The 19,602-nt window shown below is 29.4% G+C and carries 18 protein-coding genes, 1 riboswitch and 1 other annotated feature; of the genes, 5 read left to right on the forward strand and 13 right to left on the reverse strand.

Going from position 1 to position 19,602, the window contains the following annotated elements:
• Positions 1-253 precede the first annotated feature (253 nt).
• The 3 genes from L3B98_RS20785 (at position 254) to L3B98_RS20795 (ending at position 2,800) form a co-directional block, all read left to right on the forward strand.
• The gene (locus tag L3B98_RS20785) at positions 254-1,339 is read left to right on the forward strand and encodes an HD-GYP domain-containing protein (RefSeq protein WP_015390259.1); all 1,086 of its coding nucleotides are present in this window, start codon (positions 254-256) and stop codon (positions 1,337-1,339) included.
• Between the two features lie 76 nt (positions 1,340-1,415).
• Complete coding sequence (locus L3B98_RS20790) at positions 1,416-2,381, forward strand: glycosyltransferase family 2 protein (RefSeq protein WP_238918094.1); 966 nt, start codon at positions 1,416-1,418, stop codon at positions 2,379-2,381.
• A gap of 11 nt (positions 2,382-2,392) precedes the next feature.
• Positions 2,393-2,800 carry a GtrA family protein gene (locus L3B98_RS20795; protein WP_238918095.1) on the forward strand — a complete coding sequence of 136 codons (408 nt, stop codon included), beginning with the start codon at positions 2,393-2,395 and terminating at the stop codon, positions 2,798-2,800.
• Positions 2,801-2,902: 102 nt separating this feature from the next.
• Here the strand turns inward: L3B98_RS20795 and L3B98_RS20800 are convergent, their stop codons facing one another.
• The 7 genes from L3B98_RS20800 to L3B98_RS20830 all read right to left on the reverse strand — a co-directional run bounded on the left by L3B98_RS20800 (position 2,903) and on the right by L3B98_RS20830 (position 12,713).
• On the reverse strand, positions 2,903-3,514 hold the full coding sequence (locus L3B98_RS20800; protein WP_238918096.1) for a DNA-3-methyladenine glycosylase: 612 nt from the start codon (positions 3,512-3,514) through the stop codon (positions 2,903-2,905).
• A 160-nt stretch (positions 3,515-3,674) separates the two neighbouring features.
• Positions 3,675-4,550, reverse strand: coding sequence for an aldose 1-epimerase family protein (locus tag L3B98_RS20805; RefSeq protein ID WP_238918097.1), 876 nt, complete (start codon positions 4,548-4,550; stop codon positions 3,675-3,677).
• An 86-nt stretch (positions 4,551-4,636) separates the two neighbouring features.
• Positions 4,637-5,146, reverse strand: coding sequence for an anaerobic ribonucleoside-triphosphate reductase activating protein (gene nrdG, locus L3B98_RS20810; RefSeq protein ID WP_077359732.1), 510 nt, complete (start codon positions 5,144-5,146; stop codon positions 4,637-4,639).
• Between the two features lie 100 nt (positions 5,147-5,246).
• Positions 5,247-6,452: a tyrosine--tRNA ligase gene (gene tyrS / locus L3B98_RS20815; RefSeq protein ID WP_238918098.1), complete on the reverse strand. Its 1,206-nt coding sequence runs from the start codon at positions 6,450-6,452 to the stop codon at positions 5,247-5,249.
• Between the two features lie 158 nt (positions 6,453-6,610).
• Positions 6,611-6,876, reverse strand: a binding site (T-box leader).
• A gap of 128 nt (positions 6,877-7,004) precedes the next feature.
• Positions 7,005-8,927 (reverse strand): aconitate hydratase, encoded by a 1,923-nt coding sequence (locus L3B98_RS20820; RefSeq protein WP_238918099.1) that lies wholly within the window; start codon positions 8,925-8,927, stop codon positions 7,005-7,007.
• An 18-nt stretch (positions 8,928-8,945) separates the two neighbouring features.
• On the reverse strand, positions 8,946-10,112 hold the full coding sequence (gene nifV / locus L3B98_RS20825) for a homocitrate synthase (RefSeq protein WP_238918100.1): 1,167 nt from the start codon (positions 10,110-10,112) through the stop codon (positions 8,946-8,948).
• A 486-nt stretch (positions 10,113-10,598) separates the two neighbouring features.
• Positions 10,599-12,713, reverse strand: coding sequence for an anaerobic ribonucleoside triphosphate reductase (locus L3B98_RS20830; protein ID WP_238918101.1), 2,115 nt, complete (start codon positions 12,711-12,713; stop codon positions 10,599-10,601).
• Between the two features lie 369 nt (positions 12,714-13,082).
• Here L3B98_RS20830 and L3B98_RS20835 point away from each other — a divergent pair, with 369 nt between their 5' ends.
• Both L3B98_RS20835 and thiT read left to right on the forward strand, forming a co-directional pair.
• The gene (locus L3B98_RS20835) at positions 13,083-13,289 is read left to right on the forward strand and encodes a hypothetical protein (RefSeq protein ID WP_015390249.1); all 207 of its coding nucleotides are present in this window, start codon (positions 13,083-13,085) and stop codon (positions 13,287-13,289) included.
• A 22-nt stretch (positions 13,290-13,311) separates the two neighbouring features.
• Positions 13,312-13,412: riboswitch (TPP riboswitch) on the forward strand.
• Between the two features lie 55 nt (positions 13,413-13,467).
• Positions 13,468-14,145, forward strand: coding sequence for an energy-coupled thiamine transporter ThiT (thiT, locus tag L3B98_RS20840; RefSeq protein ID WP_015390248.1), 678 nt, complete (start codon positions 13,468-13,470; stop codon positions 14,143-14,145).
• Positions 14,146-14,232: 87 nt separating this feature from the next.
• On the opposite strand, the gene L3B98_RS20845 is transcribed toward thiT, so the two are convergent.
• The 6 genes from L3B98_RS20845 to L3B98_RS20870 all read right to left on the reverse strand — a co-directional run bounded on the left by L3B98_RS20845 (position 14,233) and on the right by L3B98_RS20870 (position 19,555).
• Positions 14,233-14,424: a ferredoxin gene (locus tag L3B98_RS20845; protein ID WP_077359720.1), complete on the reverse strand. Its 192-nt coding sequence runs from the start codon at positions 14,422-14,424 to the stop codon at positions 14,233-14,235.
• Positions 14,425-14,535: 111 nt separating this feature from the next.
• Complete coding sequence (locus L3B98_RS20850; RefSeq protein WP_173696517.1) at positions 14,536-15,378, reverse strand: Mrp/NBP35 family ATP-binding protein; 843 nt, start codon at positions 15,376-15,378, stop codon at positions 14,536-14,538.
• Between the two features lie 12 nt (positions 15,379-15,390).
• Positions 15,391-16,224 (reverse strand): hypothetical protein, encoded by an 834-nt coding sequence (locus L3B98_RS20855; protein ID WP_238918102.1) that lies wholly within the window; start codon positions 16,222-16,224, stop codon positions 15,391-15,393.
• The gene (locus L3B98_RS20860) at positions 16,211-16,984 is read right to left on the reverse strand and encodes a prolipoprotein diacylglyceryl transferase (RefSeq protein ID WP_238918103.1); all 774 of its coding nucleotides are present in this window, start codon (positions 16,982-16,984) and stop codon (positions 16,211-16,213) included. The genes L3B98_RS20855 and L3B98_RS20860 overlap by 14 nt, the downstream gene beginning before the upstream one ends.
• 192 nt (positions 16,985-17,176) lie before the next feature.
• Positions 17,177-17,743, reverse strand: coding sequence for a hypothetical protein (locus L3B98_RS20865; RefSeq protein WP_238918104.1), 567 nt, complete (start codon positions 17,741-17,743; stop codon positions 17,177-17,179).
• A gap of 12 nt (positions 17,744-17,755) precedes the next feature.
• Positions 17,756-19,555 carry a hypothetical protein gene (locus L3B98_RS20870; RefSeq protein ID WP_238918105.1) on the reverse strand — a complete coding sequence of 600 codons (1,800 nt, stop codon included), beginning with the start codon at positions 19,553-19,555 and terminating at the stop codon, positions 17,756-17,758.
• Positions 19,556-19,602: the final 47 nt, after the last annotated feature.

Here is a 19,602-nt window from a genome sequence, read left to right on the forward strand (position 1 = left end):
CAAAATTTATATACTATTTATTTAAAATTCCTCTTGCAATCTTCTCAAATTCTTATTTTCCCTTTTTTAATTTAATTCATAAATTTATCCATAAAATAAATTATAGTTTTATACCATATAAATTATAATTTTATTTTTTTCCTTATATACTATAAATGCATCAAATTTATTGCTATACTACTATTATATTTAAATATTATTTCGAATTATGTTCTATATTGTACTATAATCTAAATTTTAGGAGAGAATAAATATGAGATTAGTCCCACTTGAATGTGTAAAAACCAATACAATCATTGGAAAAACATTATATGATTCTGAAGGTAGAATATTAGCTAAATCAGGTCTTGTTCTAACCCAGCCAATTATTTCTAAAATGAAAGATATACAAATTCCAGCAATATATATAATTGATGAATATAGTTCTGAAGAAATTGATGATATTATCAAACCTGAACTACGACAAGAAGCAATTTCAACTATAAAAGAAAGTTTTTCAAACATAAATAGAATTACTGTTGCTGATAAATTTTCAAAAAAGGATGAAAAGTACTTTAACAACATTCAAGATATGGCTGAAAATTTAATCGAAAATATATTGAACAATAAAAATGTACTTCTTTCTTTAGTAGATATCCGAAGTATGAATAATTATCTTTATTCTCATTCAGTAAATGTTGCTGTTATATCTCTCGTTCTAGGTATTGCATTAAAACTTCCGAAAAGACAGCTTCAATATCTTTGTATCGGAGCTTTGCTTCATGATGTTGGAGAAACTTTTATTCATAATGAAATTTTAATGAAGGACTCAGAACTAGGTTTAGAGGAACTCTTAATACTTCAACAGCATCCAACTCTTGGATATAGATACCTTTCAGATGCTTATAATTTAAGTTCTCATAGCAAAATGATAGTATTACAACACCATGAAAGGCCTGATGGATTAGGATATCCTGATAAATTAACTGATGATAAAATCAATAATTTAAGTAAAATAGTAAGCATTGCAGATGCTTATGACACCTTATCTTCAGGTAGACCTAATAAAAAGGCTATGTTTCCAAGTGACGTTTTAGAATATTTAATGTCTAATGCTGGAAGAATGTTTGATTATGATATGGTTAATACTTTTTGTAAAATTGTAATTCCATTTTCTAAAGGAACTTTAGTTGAACTTAGCAATGCTGATGTCGCCGTTGTTCAAGAAACTTTGCCTAACTTTCCGTTACGTCCAATTGTAAAAATTATTAAGAGTTCTAATGATAATATAATTAATAAAGAAATTAATTTAATAGATGAAACTTCAATTGTTATAACAAAAGTAGTATATGATTTATAAAGAAACTCTTAATAAATCATTAAGATTGGTATTTTTAGAATTAAATTTGATATAATAATCTACTGGAGGTGACTTTATGAAAGATATACTATATCTTGTAATACCTTGCTATAATGAAGAGCAGGTTTTGCATGAAACTTCTAAACGATTGTTAGAAAAAATTAATACCATGATTTCAAATGAGCTTATTTCTTGTGAAAGCAAAATACTTTTTGTTAATGACGGTTCAAAGGATAAAACTTGGGATATAATTGAACAACTTTATTCAAAGAACTCTATATTTTCCGGCATTAATTTATCAAGAAATAGAGGCCATCAAAATGCCCTACTTGCAGGATTAATGACTGCTAAAGAATATGCAGATATGACCATATCCTTAGATGCTGATTTGCAAGACGATGTAGGTGTAATAGATAAGTTTGTGGAACAATACTATAATGGCAGTGATATTGTTTATGGTGTAAGATCTTCCCGCCAAACTGATACTTTCTTTAAAAGAACCTCAGCCTTAGCCTTTTACAAATTAATGAATATTCTCGGTGTTGATGCAATCTTTAATCACGCTGATTATCGTCTTATGAGCAAGCGTGCCCTAGAAGGATTGAGTCAATATAAAGAAGTTAATTTGTTTCTTCGAGGAATGATTCCTTTAATAGGATATAGATATTCAATTGTTGAATATGAACGTCATGAAAGATTTGCTGGTGAATCTAAATATCCGCTAAAAAAAATGATAGCTTTTGCCTTAGATGGAATCACTTCTCTAAGTATAAAACCTATAAGAATAATTACAATGCTCGGTTTTACTATATTTTTTGTTAGTGTTATAGCATTAATTTATTCTATAGTTGTTAAATTTTTTGGAAGCACAGTAACTGGATGGACTTCATTAACCTTATCAATTTGGATGCTTGGTGGCATACAACTTTTATCTCTTGGTGTTATAGGTGAATATATTGGTAAGATATACAATGAAACTAAACAAAGGCCTCGCTTTATTATTTCTGATAAACTAATTGATATTAATAAGAAGGATAACTAGGTATTTATTTTATGGATAATTTTATTAAAAAATTCAGGAATACTTTTTTTACCAAACAATTTATTATTTTCGTATTAATAGGAATAGTAAATACTTTTAATGGAACTGTTTTTTCCTATATATTTTCCAGCTTTTTAAGTGCTAATATTGCTTTTATACCAGGTTATATTTCTGGTTTATTAATATCCTATATATTAAATAGCTTTATAACCTTTAAAGAAAAACTTAGCCTTGAAAAATTAACTAAGTTTACAATATCATCTATGCCTAATTTTTTCATTCAGTATATTGTTGTAATAATTTGTACTACTATTGGATTGCATAAGCTTTTTGCTTATATGTTAGCAGCAATCATAGGTGTACCAGTTACTTTTATATTAATGAAATTCTTTACTTTCAGAAATAGAAGTAATAAATAAAAAATCAAATGATAATGTATTATTTTTTATTGCATTTATATGTTATCATTTGAATTTTTTATTATTAAATTTATCATTATAAGTCTATAACTTTATTATTAATTATTTCTTAGATATATATTTATTGTCCTCTATATAAAATCTCCATGGAAAATCTATAGCTTCTTCGGCATAATCAATACCTATCCTAGTAGTTTCGACTATATCAAATTTTTCATCATTACTATCTTCTATATAAAAATCTCCTTCTTCATATAGTTTCTTATAATTTTCTGATTTATCTATTGAAAAAGCTATACATAATTTTGAAGGACCATTTGTAAGTGCTTTTTTATTTGCTTCTGATAATTCATCAAAACTTTTTCCAAATCTTTTCCTTGCAAGATAATCAAATTCATTTAGTGGTTCTAAAGCTCTGACTAAAACTCCTTCACCTTTATCTTCAATTCCACTTATAACATTAAAACAATAGTATTTACCATAAATAAAGTAAACATATGCTATTCCGCCTTCTCTAAATAAAGGTTCTGTTCTATCTGTCCGTCTACCATTATAGGCGTGTGATGCTTTATCTATTTCTCCTACATAAGCTTCTGTTTCAACAATCTTTGCTTTTAAGGTAAGATTATCAACAGTCCTTACAACGACTTTTCCTAATAATTCTTTCGCTAAAATTAATGCTCCTTGCTTATAAAATTCTTTATTTAGAATCATCTTTCAACACCCCTTCTATATATTTAATACAATTCTCAATATCCACTAAATATTATCCACATAACAATAAAAATAATCCACAAAAAATAGAACTAATCCATATTTTCTGTGAATTATTTTTTATTCTAGCAAATATTATAATGAAAAATATAATTTTAGATTATATGATAGTAACTTTATATGTACAACTAAATTTTTCATCTACTTCTAGTGAAATCACACCTTCTTTTTCACTAAATTCACCACTGAAATCTTCATAATCTGCGTGCCCAAACCAAGGTTCTATGCATACAAATGGAGCTCCACTTTTTGGTGCCCAAATTCCCATGTAAGGAAAATCTTCAAAATCAACTATCAGTGCTTTATCATTATTTTTTGATCTAATTGTTATTTTATCAGACTTTAAATCATCGAATACTAAGGCATCATCTTTAAATAACTCTTTTGATAACATAAGAACATCTGTAGAATTTAAACATTCACCTTTTTGATGAGAAAGATATCCTTCTGAAGTAAGAAGGTTTCTACTGCTTGTCTCTTTTTCATTAAATTGAAGATAACAATCTTCTAGCTTATCATCTCCATTAATAGGACACATGAATGCTGGATGAGTTCCTATAGAAAAATATATTCGTTTATCATCTAAATTTTTCACGCTATACGTAACATCTATAGAGTTATCTTCTAATTTATAAGTAGAGATTAATGAAAATTTAAAAGGATATACTTTTAATGATTCTTCTGAATATGTTAATTCAAAGGATATTTCATTATCTGTTTGTGAGATCAAATTAAATTCTGATGTTCTGGCCAAACCATGTTGTGGTAATTCATATGTTTGTCCATTAACTCTATATTTAGAATCAACAACCTTTCCAACTATAGGGAATAATATTGGTGCATGATATTTCCAATGCTCTGGGTCTCCATTCCATAAATATTCAGTCCCATCCTCTTTATTAGTTATAGAATGTATTTCTCCACCATGAGTACTTGCTGTAATTTTAATACTTGAGTTTTCTAAAGAATAAATCATAATCTTTCCTCCCAAAATTAGTAATATATACTTATAAACTTTATATTACTTAGCATTTAAAAATTATTAGGTTATATACTATTTGTCTAATACTCTTTAATTATTATAGTATCGTTTTTTAAACTTTCCACAACATCTATTATTCTTTGATTAGTTGACCCTCTAAATTTAAGTCCATCTAATTGCTTATCTTCTTCAAACTTTCCATCAACAAGAACATCAATATTATTTAATAAATCATTCCATCCAAAACGTTTATCTTTATTTTCTAAAATGTATTCATAAGTATAACCTGTATAACACCAAATATTTAAGCCTTTCTTTCTAAAAGCCTTGGCCATATCTGCAAACTTATCTGCCTGCTCCCAAGGATCTCCTCCACTAAATGTAACTCCACTTAGCATTGGATTATCTAATGTATCCTTTATTAAAAAATCCACCTCTCGTTCTTCTCCACCACTAAAATCATGAGTATCCGGATTAAAACATCCTTTACAGTTATGTGTGCAGCCTTGAGCAAAAAATACTCTTCTCATACCTGGTCCATTTACTAAACTCTCATAAGCTATTCCAGATAATCTTATAGTCTTTTCCATAATAACATCCTCTTTCTAATTGCTTCATTATAATAATATTATATAGTATTATTAATTTTATTTCTCTATAAGTTTTACCCAGAATGCTAACATAAACTTATTATTTGAATTTAATTTTTATGAATTTTCTCTTACCTACTTGTATAATCATCTCTTCATCTATTGTAACATTTATTATACTATAAACTGTATTATTATTTATTTTAATTCCACCTTGAGCTGCCAATCTCCTAACTTCATTTTTGCTTTTTACAATATTGTTTGACACTAATATCTCAGCTAAATCAAAATTTTCTTTTGAAGCAATAACCGTTTCTATATCTTTAGGTATCTGGCCTTTTTGAAATATACTTTTGAATCTCTCCTCAGCTTTTTCTGCTTTATCCTCACCATGATATAATTTCACAATTTCTTTTGCTAGTTTCATTTTTACATCTCTTGGATTAATATTATTATTATCCAAATTACTTTTTAATTTCTGAATTTCATCTGGATAAATATCAGTTACCAAGTTAAAATATTTTATTATTAATTCATCAGGTATCATCATTGCTTTTTCATACATAGCTTCTGCTTTTTCATCTATCCCAATATAATTTCCAAGACTTTTACTCATTTTTTCTTTTCCATCAATACCTTCAAGGAGTGGCATAAATATTGTGGTTTGAGGTTCTTGCCCATATTCCTTTTGGAGCATTCTCCCCATTAATACATTAAACCTTTGGTCAGTTCCTCCAAGTTCTATGTCTGCATGTATTGAAACCGAGTCATATCCTTGCATTAACGGATAAAAAAATTCATGCACTGATATTGGAATTTGATTATCAAATCTCTTTTTAAATTCTTCTCTTTCAAGCATTCTTGCTACAGTCATTGTTGATGCCAATTTAATTGTTTCTTCAAAAGATAATTTTGAGAGCCACTCACTATTAAATCTTACCTCTGTCTTATCTCTATCTAGAACTTTAAATATTTGTTCCTCATAAGTTTTTGCATTCTCTAAAACTTGCTCTGTTGTAAGTGCTTTTCTTCCTTTTGCCTTACCTGTAGGGTCTCCTATTTTCCCAGTAAAATCACCTATTATAATAACTACCTTATGCCCTAAATCTTGAATTTGCTTCATCTTTCTAAGCACAACTGTATGACCTAAATGTATATCTGGTGCGCTTGGATCTAATCCAAGTTTAACAATTAAAGGCTGTTTATTCGCATTAGCTTTCATCAATTTATCCTTTAGAAAATCTAATCCTATTATTTCATCTGCTCCTTTCATTATTATCTTAATTTGTTCATCTATATTCATCATATTTTAATTCCTCCATAATTCATGATTATATTTTCAAGTTATTATTGGTAAATTAATTAAATAATTATTGGCGCCTAACAATTACTTAATTAAAATAAAATGATTTTTTATTATCTCATCACTGGTAAAAAGAACGACAAAAAAACTCTCATCCTTAATAAAAGGACGAAAGCATTACTTACGTGTTACCACCTTAATTTATCATTATCTCACAATAATAACCTCTTCAGGTACGCCAATATAATTATATCTTGGTTATACCCTAGCACTATAACGTGTGCGAATACGACATCTGCCTACTGGTTGTTATCTTTCGGAGTGCTGCTCAGAGATGTATTCAAATCAACTTGTTTTGCCCCTCTCACCTTCCGGGAACTCTCTGTAAAACGCTATTAACTTTACTCTTTCTCTTCAAAGCTTTATTTTTTAATTTAAAGTAATTCTAAAACTATTGTTTATTTTTGTCAATAGCATTTACAAAATTAATTTTGTCTAAATAAAAACACAAGAATTCAAAATTCAATTATTGAACTCTTGTGCTTTTTCTAAATATTAGCTATTTGCTTTTACGTAATTAAGCCTTCCGCCTTCTTTAACTACAGCAATTTCTTTTTCTGTTAAATCAACTGTTGCTTCAAATTCAGTTCCTTTAGTTAAGTTCTTAACTTTAACTACACCTGATACTAAAGCGACCTTAATATCTTCCATCTTCAAATCATCTGTTAAATCAATTCCATCATAATCAGCTTCATTTTTAAATTCCATTGGAATTATTCCATTGTTAATTAAATTTGCTTTATGAATTCTTGCAAATGATTTAGCTATAACAGCTTTAACTCCTAAATATAGTGGTGCTAACGCTGCATGCTCTCTACTTGAACCTTGTCCATAGTTTCCACCTGCTATTATAAACCCACCATTATATTCTTTAGCTCTCTTAGGGAATTCTGTATCTACAGTATTAAAACAATATTCTGCAAGATAAGGTATATTTGATCTAAATGGCAATAATTTTGAGTTTGAAGGCATAATATGATCTGTTGTAATATTATCTTCAACCTTTATCAATACTTTTCCATCTAATCCTTCAGCTAATGGTTTACTTACTGGGAATGGCTTAATATTTGGTCCTCTAACAACTTCAACCTCAGCATTAGTAGGTGCTGGTGCTAAAATCATTGAGTCATCTATCAAGAATTCCTTTGGCATATCTATTGTTAAATCCACATCTATTTCTGTTGGATTAGTTAAGACACCACTGATTGCTGATACTGCTGCTGTTTCAGGACTTACTATATATATTTGCCCAGACAAAGTTCCACTTCTTCCATAGAAATTTCTATTTACTGTTCTAAGTGAAATTCCATCAGTTCCAGGCGATTGTCCCATACCAATACATGGTCCACATCCATTTTCTAGTATTCTTGCACCTGCACTTATTATATCTGCTAATGCTCCATTTCTAGCTATCATTTCCATAACTTGTCTAGACCCTGGCCCAATAACTAAACTTACATCTGGATGCACTTTATTACCTTTCAATATCTTAGCCACTTTCATTAAATCTTCATATGAAGAGTTTGTACAGCTTCCTATGAATACTTGGTCAACTTTAATCTTTCCCACTTCACTAACCTTAGCTACATTATCTGGGCTATGTGGTTTAGCTGTAAGCGGAGCTAGTTCACTTAAATTAATTGTTACTACCTCATCATATATAGCATCTGCATCTGGCTTAAACTCTATAAAATCTTCTTCTCTTCCTTGTGCTTTAAAGAATTCTAATGTTCTTTCATCACTCGGGAATATTGAAGTTGTAGCTCCAAGTTCTGCTCCCATATTCGTTATAGTAGCTCTTTCTGGAACAGAAAGTGTTTTTACACCTTCTCCTGCGTATTCAAATACTTTTCCTACTCCACCTTTTACAGTTAACAATCTTAAAACTTCTAATATAACATCTTTTGCAGCTACCATTTTATTTAGCTTTCCAGTAAGCTCAATTTTAACTACCTTTGGAGTATTAATATTGTATGCTCCTCCGCCCATAGCAAGAGCAACATCTAACCCGCCTGCACCCATAGCAAGCATACCAACACCTCCTGCCGTTGGTGTATGGCTATCTGAACCTATTAAAGTATCTCCTGGTGTTGCAAATCTTTCTAAGAAAATTTGATGGCAAATTCCATTACCTGGCTTTGAAAAATATACTCCATACTTAGATGCTACTGTTTGAATAAACTTATGATCATCTGCATTTTCAAACCCTTGTTGTAACATATTATGATCTATAAATGCTACTGACTTTTTAGTTTTTACTCTGTCTATTCCCATTGCTTCTAATTGAAGATACGCCATAGTTCCAGTTGAATCTTGAGTTAAAGTCTTATCAATTTTTAATGCAATTGGCTCTCCTGCTTTCAACTCCCCCACAACAATATGGCTCTTTAAAATCTTATAAACTAAATTATCTCCCATTTTATATTCCCCCTATTTCTATTGCTTATTTTCTTCTAATTTTCTATGATATGCATTATATAGCTGAACTACTTCTTTATCAAATAAAGTTCTCTTTAATCTAACGGCTGTAGATCTTACAAGTTCTAATATACCAGTTGCTTCATCATCTGTAAGTTCTCTATTATATTCTCTAAACTTATTTATTATTGAAGCTCTTCCCGAATGCTTTCCTATAACAATTTGTCTTTCAAGACCAACTATCGCTGGATCAAAAGCTTCATAATTCTTAGGATCTTTTATAGCTCCATCTGCATGAATCCCTGATTCATGAGCAAACATATTAGTTCCAACAATTGCTTTCCAAATTGGAAGTTCCCTTCCCGATGCCCTTGATACATATTCAGATACTTCACGGAACATTTTTGTATCTATTCCTTCACCGCTATATCCATAAACAAGCATTAATGCCATTATAACTTCTTCTAATGCTGCATTACCCGCTCTTTCTCCAAGTCCATTTACAGTTACTCCAACATGTGATGCTCCACCTTTAATACCTGCTACAGCATTTGCCGTTGCCATTCCAAAATCATCATGAGTATGCATTTCTATATCAAAGCCTGTTTTATCATATATATATTTAATATCATCTTTAATTTTAAATGGTTCCATAATTCCTACAGTATCACAATATCTAAATCTATCTGCCCCTGCTTGTTTAGCTGCATTAATATATTCAACTAAAAAGTCTTTATCCGCTCTAGATGCATCTTCCCCATTAACAGATACATAAAGACCATTTTTCTTTGCAAATTCTACAGATTTAACCATGCTTTCTAATACCCATTCTCTGGATGTTTTAAGTTTGTGCTCAATGTGTATATCTGATACTGATATTGATATAGCAACTGCATCAACTCCACAATCTATTGATTGTTCTATGTCACCAATTACAGCTCTATTCCAAGCCATTATACTAGGCTTTAAATTTCTTTTTACAATTTCCTTTATAGCCGCTTTTTCATCTCCACCCATTGTAGGAATTCCTACCTCTAACTGGTCAACTCCTAAATCGCTAAGCATCTGTGCTATTTCTATTTTTTCTTCATTAGCAAAAACTACCCCTGCGGTTTGTTCACCATCTCTAAGAGTAGTATCTACTATAGTAACTTTTTTATTCTTGTCCAAATTACTAAGTGCCATTGCAATCCCCCCATTTAAATAATTTACTTATAGCTTATTCTTATTCTTATAAATTAACATTTTTCATGTATATTTATAATATCATACTTTAGTAAATTGGTATACTGTTTTTTTCTATTTTTTGCAATATAATTTCGCCACTCCTTCAAGTAATTTTATTTTCTTTGCAATTACAAGGTTATTTTTACTTATTATTGCAAGTTTTTTTTCAAATATTGCAATACATTAAATTTTTCAATCATTTACTCTTATAGTAATTTTAATCATTTCATTATGTATTTATACCAAATTACTCCATAGTTAATTACAATACAATCTTTATCTGTCACATATTTAAACTTATAAAAAAACTATGCTAAAGCATAATTCTAAATTTCATTCAAATTTAAATATATACTCTAACATAGCTTATTAAATTGAGATTCTTATTTTAAAATTTATTTACTTATTAACACTAAATTATTTAATAATAAATAATTTTAAATTCTAATAATTATGCTTATGATCTCCTACATGAGATATTCTATCTTTTCTTTCATGGTATTTTCCTGGTCCGAATCTTTCATCTAAACTTAAATATCCTGTAACTCTAGATACTCCTTGTATGTCTTGACTTCCACAATTTGTACAGTTATTTTCATTATTATGAAGATAAGTTCCACATTCCTTACAATATCTTATATGAAAATTGATTCCAACATAGCTGATATTAGTATTTTTATATGCATAATTTATTATATTCATTACTGTTTCAGCATCTGGTGTATCATCTACTTCAAGATAACTTATGTGCCCACCATTACAAAGTTTATGGTATGGTGCTTCAATATTAATTTTGTCCTTAATTGATATTGAATATCCTACTGGAACATGATAACTATTTGTGTAATAGTCCTTATCAGTTACCCCTTGTATTTTTCCAAAGATCTTTTGGTCTTGTTTTATAAATTTACCTGAAAGCCCTTCTGCTGGAGTTGCATAACAACTCCAATTTAATTTGTATTCTTCTGAAAGCTTATCACAGTATTCTCTTATATACTCAATGATTTTTACCCCTAACTCTCGAGCTTCTTCATCTTCACCATGATGTTTTCCTATCAATGCTGTCAATGTTTCTGCTAAACCAATAAATCCAATTCCCCAAGTTCCTTGCTTTAAAATAGGTTCTATAGAATCATCAGGAGTTAATCCTTCTGCCCCCTTCATAAGACCTTGACCTGCAACAAAAGGCAAATCTTTCACTCTTAGTTTTTTAAGAACTTCATATCTATTCATCAATGAGTCTTTTGCTAATTCTAGTCTTGAATCTAATATTTCAAAAAATTTATCTATATCACCTTTAGCTTGTAGTCCTATTCTTGGTAAGTTCAATGTTGTAGGTGCTATATTTCCTCTTCCTTTACAACCTGGTTCACCATTAACATTCTTCATTAGATAAGTTCTACATCCCATTGTAGCTGGAACATATCCTTTATCATAATACTCTTTATTAAAGTCTGCATCAATATTCATGAATGTTGGATTCATCCTCTTTGCAGCTACTCTACAAGCTAACTTAAATAAGTGGAAATAAGGATCACTCTCTTCCCTATTAACGCCAGACTTAACTCTGAAGATTATGTTTGGAAAAATAGGTTGTTCTCCTTTTCCTAATCCTTTTTCATATTCTAAAAGAAATATTTCACACACTAGCGCAGCATCCTTACTAGTTGGTAATCCAATATTAATTGAACTAAAAGGAACCTGTGAACCAGCTCTTGAGTGCATTGTATTAAGATTATAAACAACACCTTGCATAGCTTGATGTATTTTTTTTCTTACCTTGCCTTCAAGTAAGGCCTCTATCTTTTCCTCTGGTATTTCTAATTCTTCTAATTCTTTTCTTATTTCATCTCTAGTAGGATCTACAAATATCCCCATATCATTATCAAAGTCTGGATGCGATTGTCCTCCAAACATATCATTTTGAGTGGATTGCAATAATATACATGACAATTCAGCAGCTGTCTCTATTCTTTTAGGAGCATTAATTGTTCCATATCCTGTATTGAATCCATTTTCTAAAATTTCTCTAGTTGGAATATGAAGACAATTTACAGTTAAATTGTAGCTATCTAAATCATGGTAATACAAATCTCCTGTTTCGTGAGCCTTTGCTAAATTCTTAGGCATTGTTGCTAAGGTATTCCATTTGTTAGATTCAGATGCTATTCTTAATAATTTTGAACTAAAATTATTCCCAACATTAGCATTATCCCTATCAGTCTCAACTCCAATTTGCCTTATTGCTCTCATTAGATCTGATTTTATTTCTCTAACCTTAGTTCTTTCACTTCTATATGATGAATAAGCAATTGCTATATCTTTGTGACCTTCATCCTTCAGAGCTTTTTCTACAAGATTTTGTATTTGCTCTACCGTAACAGTTCTTTTGTATTCTGACTCAACTTCAATATATTTTATTACTTTATGTACAGTGTCTAACACTTGACTTTCCTTTAATAATAAACCGATTTCACTAGCTGATCCTTTAATCGCTTGAGCTATTTTATCCGAATTAAATTTAACTTCTCTCCCATCCCTTTTCACAACATATAGCATTTTTATTCCCTCCACACACAATATATAGTATTTAACTACCGTATTATTATACTGTATTAGGTATTCATTAGCAATGCTACTATTTTTTTATTTTTTAGGCTTTAGAATTTAATTATCGTGATTTACATCCGATTATCTTTTATTTTTCCTATTTTTTATGATTTTTAAGTATTTGACTAATTGAGAAATTTTATATTCACTCTATTTTACTACGTTCATAAATAGTATAATACTTTTCATTAAATTTATTCTGTAAGTTTATACAATAAATTATTTTTTCAAAAGACTTTTCCTTGAATACTTATTTACTAATTAGTAAATAATATTATCGTAATAATCTATATAAATATGAAAGGAAATTATTTTTATATGAAAAATTTTATATTAGATTCAACTTATAAAGATGTTACTATTATTAATAGCAATGATGATATAAGTATCGTTCCCTTAAGTTCTTTACGCCTCAATTCCATTCCTCATAATTATGTACATATAAGTGAAACCGCTATAAATCATGCTATTGATTATAATAAAAATAGTAGATTAAATAATTATAGCATAATTGACTATTTATAATTATTGGTATAAACTGTATATGATAATGTGCTAGGGGAGCCATCGTGCTGAGATTTGATATTCATAAACCCTTAAAACCTGATCTAGTTAATTCTAGCGTAGGGAATGCAACCTTATAAAAATATTTTCATATTTATTTGGTTCATAATCTCCAAGCACAATAAAGGAGGTTTTTTTTATGTCAATTTTTAACGATTGGTCTGTACAATTTTCCGAACTAATCCAAAAATTTCCACAAAATATTCAGGACATAGCTGCAAGTCCAATGTCAATTGCTACACTAATAGGATGTATATTGTTACTTGTGGTATTAGTCAAAGCAAAAAAAATTCAATTCACTCCACAATTAATTGCTCGTATTGGTATAGCCTTAGCATTGGCAACTGTATTAAAAATGCTTAGAATATATCACTTTCCACAAGGCGGAAGTATTACATTAGGTAGTATGGTTCCAATTATGCTTATAGCTCTTATGTATGGTCCAGAAATAGGTTTCCTAACTGGGTTCCTATATGGCATAATAACATTAATCTTAGATCCATATATCTTAAGTCCAATACAAGTATTATTTGATTATCCATTACCTTTTACAGCACTAGGTGTTGTTGGATTCTTTAAAAACAAGAAATTACTCGGAGTAGGTATAGCAGCCTTTGTTCGGTTCATATGTCATTTCATTTCAGGTGTGGCATTCTTTGGGTCATATGCTCCTGACGGAATGTCTCCAGTTGTATATTCAGTAATAGTTAATGGTCCTATGGTTGGAATAGAAGCTATCATATGCTTAGTAATTTTTGCTGTACTTCCTATGGAAAGGATAGTACATGCATCTTCAACAAATGCCATAACTAATTAAGCTTTTAATAAAATAGGATTGATTTTGTATTAACAATAATCAATCCTATTTTTATTTATATGCATAAACTTATTTACACATATACTTCTATTCTTCTACTTCAATTGCATTTACTGGACAGCTTTCTTCAGCCTCTTTAGCTGAATCCTCAGCATCTGATGGTACTTCATCCACTATAGCCCCTGCTTTTCCATCATCTTGCATATCAAAGCATTCTGGACATATAGATGGACATAATCCACATGCTATGCACGTATCTTTATCTACCTTTGGTTTCATAATTTAATTCATCTCCTCAATATAAAATTACATAACTTATTATTTCCTAAGAAATATTAAGTTATGTATTAATATAATTATATAATTTTCAATTATAAAACCACTATATTTCTAATATAATCCTTCAAATATTAATGAATATAATGAATTTTCTCTCACATATTCCTCAGCTTTCCCACTTTCTAATGCTTCTGTAAGTTCAATATTAATTGGTAGTTCTCCAATTAAAGGAATTCCTAAATAGTCAGCATTTTCTTCTGAAGATTTTTTACTAAATACTCTTATCTTTTTATCACAATCTGGGCAATTTATATAGGCCATATTTTCTACTACACCTTTAATCTTAATACCTATTTTTTGTGCCATTATAACAACTTTCTTAACAATCATAGATACCATATCCTGAGGTGTAGAAACTACCACTATTTCATCTATTGGCAGCTCTTGCATTACAGTTAATGCAATATCCCCTGTTCCCGGTGGCATATCAATAAGTAAATAATCAAGTTCTCCCCAATTAGTTTCTACAAACATTTGCTTTAATACTCCAGTAATTACAGGTCCTCTCCAAATTACAGGTTCATCTTCTACGGCAGTTAGAAGGTTCATCGAAATTACTTTTATTTCACTATCTGTTTCAACTGGTTCAAATTTCACCATATCATTTTCTAAAGGAATTATGGTTGCCCTTTTATCATTAACTCCAAAAAATCTTGGCATAGATGGTCCTGTTATATCTGCATCTAATACTCCTACTTTATACCCATTCTTTGCTAACATAGTTGCTATAATTCCAGTAACAGTTGATTTTCCAACTCCACCTTTTCCACTTATAATTCCTATAATATTTTTAATCTTCCCATATCTAGGCATTAATTTGGGATTCTCTTCTTTACATCCTGTTTCCTTTGTTTGACATGTATCTTTACTTTTACAATTTTCACAACTCATTATGTCTATTCCTCCCTACCAGTTCTGAGGTACCTTATTAGGTTCACTTACCTTAATATTCCAATCCTTATAATCATATTCTGCAACTACATAATAGTTTTCAGTAGACTTATCCTTACTATTTTCTATTGTTATTAATGTTTTGAAAGTTGTAGTATTATATCCTCTATTTTTTACTTTAATTATTGTATCAAAATTCTGGTCACTATTTACTAAACTAACATTAGGTAATGTCTTAGCTAACTTTTTCTTAAACTCCTCTAAATCTACAGAAAATATATATTTTAAGCAATCTGTATCAGACTGTATATCCACTCCAACTTTATTTCCATTAGATAAGGAATCCTTTTTGCTCTCGATAACTTTTAAAATTGCTTCATAATATATATAATTAAACTCTCTTGGTTTCCTTATAAATGAAAGATTTTGCATTATAGTATTCTCTAAATTTTTAGGAACTGAAAATTCTGTATTATCGTCATAAAAATTTCCAATATCATGTCCATTATCTCCAACTACATAGTTGTATTTTTTTACATCAGTGCCAGTATACACTTCAAAAACGTAATCTGGATCATAAGAACTCTTTTGTGAAACTTTACTACCTTTTGATAAAATGTTATAAATATCACTTATTGCCTTGTCATCTCTAACCACAAATCTAAATCCACTATCTCTAACGCTCTGTATTATGATTTTATCAACTTTATTTTGCTTTATATACTCAAATTCATTATTTTTTAAATTCATTTTAACTTGCAAATCATTAATAACATTGCACCCTGAAAGCATTACACTTATACTCAGTAACATAGCTAACATCATAATTGAAAATTTATTTTTCTTCAATGCTTTTTTTCGCTCCTTTAAAAATTCTGCTGTTATAAAAAACAATAATCCCAAATACTAAAGTAAATATTGCAATAAATTGTGATGTAGATAAAATACCCACATTTCCTCTAGGATCATTTCTTAAAAATTCCACTATAAATCTTCCTATGCTGTATATTATTAAATACATACCCATTGTTTTACCACGTTGTTTTGTCTTCTTACTATAATATAAAAGAAATAATCCCATTGCAAAATCAAAGATGGATGAATATATTTGTGTAGGATGTAAATGTACTCCTGCAGGAGCAAGTGATCCTTCTGGAAATTCAACGCCTATTGGCAGTGTAGTTTTAGCTCCATAGCAGCATCCTGCCAAAAAGCATCCAATTCTTCCAAATCCTTGTGCAATTGCAAGCCCTGGAACCGTCATATCTAGCATTTCAATTATATCCCAACTCTTTTTTCTGCAATATAAATATATAGCTAGTGCACCACCACCTATTGCTCCATAAATTACAAAACCATATCCAAAATCCAATAATACTTTAGGGTCTTTTATAATATCAGCAATTTCTGTTATTATAAATAATCCCTTACCTCCAATTATTCCACCTATAACTGCAAAAATTATTAGATTTAATAAATGATCTTCATTAAATCCCTTCTTTTTTCCCTTATTTATAAATAAAGCTGCTGCAACTATAATCCCAATTGCAATCATTAATCCGTAGCTCTTTATTTGTATTCCAAATATCTCAAATAATATTATCCTCATTACTTCCCTCCAAACATAAATAAGTATCAAGGAGAAGCTATTTTCGCCTCTCCTTGATACTTAGATTATAATACTTATCATGTTTATTGGCAAATCTTATTTATCATACATAAAATGACTATATTAAAGCTTACAATTCACACTTAAATTGAAATACTTTAAAGCTTAAATCAAAAAATTAATTTTTATTCTTCAAACTGCTTTAATGCTAGAAATAATAGCATTAACTATAGTATTCATATTTTCTTCATAATCCTTTCCTATAAGATTAAATGATACTTTTATTATCTTCCCTTCTCCAACATTTAAATAATAACATTCATTCTTATACTCATATCCGCCCTTTATGCTTGTCTCATATTTAACTAATACTCCTGAACTATTAGAATTCTTAAAAGGTACTAATTCTGAATTATAGTACTCTAAATACTGATTATTTAAATCATTTTCTGCAAATACATTTACATCTTCTCTAGTATTTATTACTTGCAATAAACCTTTTATCTTATTATCCTTACCTTTAAAATTTAAGGTGGAGCTAACATATTTACCCTTACTTTCTTTTTCTTCTACAATCCACTCACTTGGTAGAAATATATTGTACTTATTCTCATCAAAAGTATATTCTTTAAATTCACTTATACCTTGACTTATAAGAGCTATCTGCTCAAAGTTTTCCTTAAATACCCCTTGTATCATGACTAATATCAACATTAATGATAATAATATCGATATAACTATTAATTGCCTTTTATTCATAATGATTTAGCTCTATCTTGTTGGGATGACAATTGACGAATTTTTAAAGTCATAAAACATTAACCAATACCCCAAATCATTTTTATTATCATTAGTCCATGTTACAAAGCCAGTCCTACCACCATATGGCTGATCATTTTTCGCTTTACTTCCCGGAATAGCATATATTATATACTTCAATTCTCCAATGTTATTACATTTATACCCTAATAGGAAATGACCCATTTTACTAATGTAAGGGTAATAATTTAACATTGGGTATAATGCTAAAGTGTATTTATTATAGTTTGATTCATCCGCTAAATCATCAATACTATTAACATTTACTTTATACCATTTACAATAATTTATATCACTTAAATTTGCATCATGAGGTCTAAAGTCTTCTGCAAGTTTTTCAAAGAACTTTCCTATAGTTCCAACTAAATTAAATCCTTCAACTGGTTTTTCTTGTTCATGCTTAGTTAATTTTGCTGGCCCACTCTCAGTTAAATCAATGTTTTGCATCCCTACATTTGTTTTCTCCATATTGTTTGTCATTGAATTCTCTATAGTTTTCTGACCTGTTCCTCCCATTGATTGGTTTGTAGCTACTCCACATTGACCTGATTCCGTAGGCGTTTTATTAAACTTTGCCATTTCTGCAATTGGTTGAGTCATTGCTCCTTGGTTCGAATAATTTGTATTTGTTGGTTGAATGCTTTTCTCATACTTGTCAAAATCTATTAAGTCTGACCTGTCATCATTATAACCTTGATTTAATCTATCTAATTGAAAATTCTCCTCAACTCTTTTTGCACTACAATAATAGTTACTAAAATCTTTATTGTTGTCTTTACATTTCTTTTCTAATTTGAATTTTTTCCACTTACATCCGTGTTTCTTATCCTTTATAAAACCATATACTATAACGTCCTCATGCATATGATAATCTATGTTTATATCTATTATTCCATTATCTTCATCCAAGTTTTTAGCTAATTTGCTTATAACGTCTTCTAAATCTTCCTTCTCATTTTCAACATCATCATGTTTATCACACTTATGACATTTATGAGATCCTTTCTCTTCTTTGCCTTTACATCTATCATCATCAAAAGACTCTATGTTTTCCGCTGCATTAGGAGATTTTTCTGGGATTCTATTTTGCTTATCCTCCATTTTAAAACTATTAGTGCTTAAATTTCCTAATTCTATGTTCTCTTTAATCTTAAAATTATTTTCAGCTTTTTTGTTTTCTCCTAATTCAGTTTTGGAGCTATTTACATTAGATATTTTAATTTCCATATCATTGGATTTTTCTGAGTTATTAGCTGTGCTTGAACTAAAGAACTCTTTTTTCTTAGCTTCTAAATTTAATTTATTAATATCATTTCTAGAATCAACTTTAACAATTTTATATTTTCTCCAATTCTCTGAAGAATCTTCCCCATTCATAAATCCATGCATTATGAATTCACTTTCATTGTCTTTTGTCTTACAAACTGCTGCTCCTGATATTTTTTCATATGATATTCCAAGTCCAGCTATGTTATTAACATAATATTCTCTACTAGTATCAGCCTTTCCAACATTGTTTATTGCTAAAGGCCCAATATCAATTAATTGTTTCAAATCTCTTTTGGAACAGATAAGTACCATAGAATAATCATCTTCTGGCCTAAGATTCTGAGCATAAAATGATATTTTACATTTATCCCCTTTTGCTTCAATCTTAGCATATCCAGATAAAGTTTTATCACTTGAGTGAGAATATCCTCTTTCATCTTCTTGTAATATTATAAAATTTCTATACAACTTATTATGTGCCAACCCTACTTTCCCTCCACATATATTTATTCCATATATTATATGTGGAG

Origin of the sequence: Clostridium sp. YIM B02555 (assembly GCF_022320955.1) — a bacterium.
Classification (GTDB): Bacteria; Bacillota; Clostridia; order Clostridiales; family Clostridiaceae; genus Clostridium; species Clostridium saccharoperbutylacetonicum.

What these genes read in the sequence shown, in the direction of transcription:
- L3B98_RS20785 (WP_015390259.1), top strand. Translation starts at nt 254, where the DNA reads ATGAGATTAGTCCCACTTGAATGTGTAAAAACCAATACAATCATTGGA.
- L3B98_RS20790 (WP_238918094.1), top strand. Translation starts at nt 1,416, where the DNA reads ATGAAAGATATACTATATCTTGTAATACCTTGCTATAATGAAGAGCAG.
- L3B98_RS20795 (WP_238918095.1), top strand. Translation starts at nt 2,393, where the DNA reads ATGGATAATTTTATTAAAAAATTCAGGAATACTTTTTTTACCAAACAA.
- L3B98_RS20800 (WP_238918096.1), bottom strand. Translation starts at nt 3,514, where the DNA reads ATGATTCTAAATAAAGAATTTTATAAGCAAGGAGCATTAATTTTAGCG.
- L3B98_RS20805 (WP_238918097.1), bottom strand. Translation starts at nt 4,550, where the DNA reads ATGATTTATTCTTTAGAAAACTCAAGTATTAAAATTACAGCAAGTACT.
- nrdG (WP_077359732.1), bottom strand. Translation starts at nt 5,146, where the DNA reads ATGGAAAAGACTATAAGATTATCTGGAATAGCTTATGAGAGTTTAGTA.
- tyrS (WP_238918098.1), bottom strand. Translation starts at nt 6,452, where the DNA reads ATGATGAATATAGATGAACAAATTAAGATAATAATGAAAGGAGCAGAT.
- L3B98_RS20820 (WP_238918099.1), bottom strand. Translation starts at nt 8,927, where the DNA reads ATGGGAGATAATTTAGTTTATAAGATTTTAAAGAGCCATATTGTTGTG.
- nifV (WP_238918100.1), bottom strand. Translation starts at nt 10,112, where the DNA reads ATGGCACTTAGTAATTTGGACAAGAATAAAAAAGTTACTATAGTAGAT.
- L3B98_RS20830 (WP_238918101.1), bottom strand. Translation starts at nt 12,713, where the DNA reads ATGCTATATGTTGTGAAAAGGGATGGGAGAGAAGTTAAATTTAATTCG.
- L3B98_RS20835 (WP_015390249.1), top strand. Translation starts at nt 13,083, where the DNA reads ATGAAAAATTTTATATTAGATTCAACTTATAAAGATGTTACTATTATT.
- thiT (WP_015390248.1), top strand. Translation starts at nt 13,468, where the DNA reads ATGTCAATTTTTAACGATTGGTCTGTACAATTTTCCGAACTAATCCAA.
- L3B98_RS20845 (WP_077359720.1), bottom strand. Translation starts at nt 14,424, where the DNA reads ATGAAACCAAAGGTAGATAAAGATACGTGCATAGCATGTGGATTATGT.
- L3B98_RS20860 (WP_238918103.1), bottom strand. Translation starts at nt 16,984, where the DNA reads ATGAGGATAATATTATTTGAGATATTTGGAATACAAATAAAGAGCTAC.
- L3B98_RS20865 (WP_238918104.1), bottom strand. Translation starts at nt 17,743, where the DNA reads ATGAATAAAAGGCAATTAATAGTTATATCGATATTATTATCATTAATG.